Below are 3,348 nucleotides of genomic sequence, written 5' to 3'. Positions count from 1 at the left end.
CGCTTCCGAGGCCCAAGAGCGCTCCCTGCAGATTCGCCCGCGAATTCTTTCACAATCTCTGGAGCGTGGGAACGAGCAAAATCAACAAATCAGGCTGAATATGACAAAGTAGAATTTGCGCTGATTCGCGTTCATTTGCGGTAAAAAATGATTCCCATGCTCATCAGGTATCCCGGTCGTGGCCGAGGACCCGGGGTTGGGTATAGTAATCGATGGTGGGGGCGGCGATGTTCATGAGCAATACGCAGAAGGCCACCGCGTCCGGATAGCCGCCCCAGGTCCTGATCACGAAGACCAGCACACCGATCGTGGCCCCGAAAATGAGCTGACCCTTGGGGGTAGTGCAGGCGGACACGGGGTCGGTGGCAATGAAGAAAGCCCCCAGGATGGCCCCGCCGCTGAACAGGTGGAAGGCGGGAAAGGGATGGGTTTGGGGGTCCAGGGTCCAGAAGAAGCCGGCGGTGATGAGCAAGCCCAGCAGCATGGACACCGGGATGTGCCAACTGATGACGCGCCTCCAGAGCAGGAAGAAACCCCCGAGCAGGAACCAGTTGCCCACCCACTCCCAGCCGCGGCCACCGAAATCCCCCCACAGGGGGCTGGCGCGGATCTCCTCGATCATCAGATTCTGATCGAGCTGCGTGCGCATCTGGTCCAGGGGCGTAGCCATGGTGATGGCGTCCCAGGTCGACCCCGCGGGCGGCGTTCCCGTAAAGATCAGGCGTACTGAATCGACGAAGCCGAGGTTCTGCTCCGCCAGCATGTAGGGCGGCAGCCAGCTGGTCATAGCCAGGGGATAGGAGACCAGCAGAAAGACATAGCCTGCCATGGCCGGATTGAATGGGTTGTAGCCCAGCCCGCCGTACAGCTGTTTTGCCACGCCGATGGCAAACACCATGCCCAGCAGGGTCAGCCACCAAGGCAAAGTAGGCGGTACCGCGAGGGCGAACAGCAAGGCTGTGACCAAGGCGCTCAGGTCCCGCAGCGCCGGCAGTGCCGGGCGCCGGCGCAGCTTGAGCGCGACCGTCTCGGTCAGCACGGCGAACAGACCGGCCAGGACCAGGTTGATGAGGATGCCCCAACCGAAGTACCAGATCATGGCCAGGGTCCCTGGAATCAGGGCCAAGATGACCTCGAGCATGATCCGGTCGACCCGATTGGGGCGACTGCCGTGGGGGGAAGAGACGATGCCGTCCGCCATGCCGTGTCCTCAGCCCTCGCCGGCCGATTGCGTCCCGGCCGTCGCCGCTGCCCGACGCCGCTGCTCGGCCGCCGCGATCTGCCGCTGTTGGGAGGGGGTTAGATTCCGCGTGTTCTTAGGAGCCATCCCTTGTTTGGCCAAGGCCGCCTTCTTGGCCGCAACCCGCGCCTTGGCCGCCTCGATCGCCGCCTGCTTGGGGTCTTGGGTGGCCGCGGTATGGTCTGGTCCGGCCTGCGCCGGATCGGTGGTGGCCGGGCGTGCGGTCAGGGCCTTCTGCTGGCGGCGCAGCTTGGCCTTGCGTGCTTGCTCCAGGCGTTCGAGCCGCGCCGTTCTGGCCTCGTAGCGGACCCGTGCGTGCTCGGCGGTGCGCTGGTCCTGCTCTCGGCTCCGAATCTCTGCCTTCGCGTAGCGGTAATACTGCACGAGGGGGATGTGGGACGGGCAGACCTGGGAGCAACAACCGCACTCGATGCAGTCGAACAGCTTGTAGTCCCGCACCTTATCCAGGTCCTTGGACCAGGCATACCAGTACAGCTGCTGGGGCAACAGGCTCACCGGACAGACCTCGGCGCACTTGCCGCAGCGGATACAAGGTTGCGCCGGTCTGGGGGCCGGTGCCTCTTGGTCGGTTAGGGCGAGGATGCAATTGGTCCCCTTGGTGACCGGCACCTGCTCGGAATTCAGGGTGAAGCCCATCATGGGGCCACCCAGCACCAGCTTGCGGACCTCCCCGGCGAACCCACCCGCCGCTCGGATCAGGTCAGCGACAGGGGTACCGATAAGGACCTCGAAGTTGCGGGGCTCCTTGATGCCGCGTCCGCTTAAGGTGATATAGCGGGCGATCGGCGGCTTACCCGTGATTACCGCCTCGGCCACCGCGGCCAGGGAGGCTACGTTCTGGCACAGGATCCCGATTTGGGCCGGGGTGCCCTTGGTCGGCACCTCCTTGCCGGTGAGGGCGCGGATGAGCTGCTTCTCGCCGCCGCTGGGATACAGGGTGGGAATGGCGCAGACCTGGGTGAATTTCCTGATGTCACTCTCCGCCACCGCCAGCCGCATGGCCGCGATGGCCTGGGGTTTGTTGTCCTCGATGCCGATCAGGCACTCGCGGGCACCCAGCAGGTGCATGACGATGCTTGCCCCTTGGACGATGCGACCAGCGTGTTCCCGCATCAGCATGTCGTCGCAGGTGATGTAGGGCTCGCACTCGGCGCCGTTCAAGATAAGCGTCCGGATCGGTTGGTGCGGCTCCGGATCGAGCTTGACACTGGTCGGGAAGGCGGCACCGCCCAGCCCCACGATGCCGGCCCAGCGGATGCGCTCGCGCAGCGTCGAGGCATCCAGGTCCTTGTAGTTTTCCAGGGGCTTGGGTCGCCGCGCCCACTGGTCCAGGCCATCGGTCCGGATGACGATGCAGGTACCGCCGAGCCCGGACGGGTGGGGGACCGGCCGCTCCTCGACGGCGACCACCATCCCTGAGCTGGAGGCATGGACCGGGGCGCTCATGTAGCCCTGGGGCTCGGCGATCCGTTGGCCCTTCAGTACCCAGTCGCCGACCCGAACCAAGGGCAATGCAGGGGCACCGACATGCTGCTGCACGGGTATCGTCAGGAACGACGGCAAAGGCGCCTTGGCTACCGGGCGGCCGGTGGACAACTCCTTTTCAGCGGGCAGATGGATACCGCCGTGGAATCGCCATAGCCGGCGCTGTTGCGGGTTGGGTGAGTGCAAAACTAAAGATTCGTTCGGTTCGGCAAGACTATCGATTTTGGTAGTACCTAATATGTAGTGATAAATTTCCGGTTAAACGCTACCAACAATGCTTCGAGCTTTGTGCTGTTTCTTATCATCCCCACGCGCCGCGTGGGGACGTGGAAGCTCCGCGCTGCGGAGAAGTCGGGTCGAAACAGCCTCTTGCCGGCAAATCCTGGCCGGCAGGATGCCGGCGTTCCCAGCGCCGCGGCGGGATGCACCACGCTTTCTTGCCTTACGGTCCTGTTATCCGATTAGTACAGGATTTCCAGGATTCACAGGATTTTCCTTCGTTTTAATTTCGTATCCCATTTCACTTGATTTTGCTATAGGGAATGCCCGACCTGGCATTCCGAACAGTTTATGGAACGGCGGGTCGGCCGTTCCCTACAAAA

General features: G+C 63.2%; 2 protein-coding genes. Both read right to left on the bottom strand.

Annotated features, from left to right (window positions below):
* Positions 1–163: 163 nt before the first annotated feature.
* Positions 164–1,201, bottom strand: coding sequence for an electron transport complex subunit RsxD (gene rsxD, locus BQ17_RS02060; RefSeq protein WP_089724074.1), 1,038 nt, complete (start codon positions 1,199–1,201; stop codon positions 164–166).
* 9 nt (positions 1,202–1,210) lie between these two features.
* Positions 1,211–2,932, bottom strand: coding sequence for an electron transport complex subunit RsxC (rsxC, locus tag BQ17_RS02055; RefSeq protein WP_089724073.1), 1,722 nt, complete (start codon positions 2,930–2,932; stop codon positions 1,211–1,213).
* Positions 2,933–3,348: the final 416 nt, after the last annotated feature.

Source organism: Candidatus Thiosymbion oneisti (assembly GCF_900092655.1).
Classification (GTDB): Bacteria; Pseudomonadota; Gammaproteobacteria; order Chromatiales; family Chromatiaceae; genus Thiosymbion; species Thiosymbion oneisti.
Note: the sequence above shows the minus strand (reverse complement) of the source record. Positions and strands in the feature narration are given on the sequence as shown.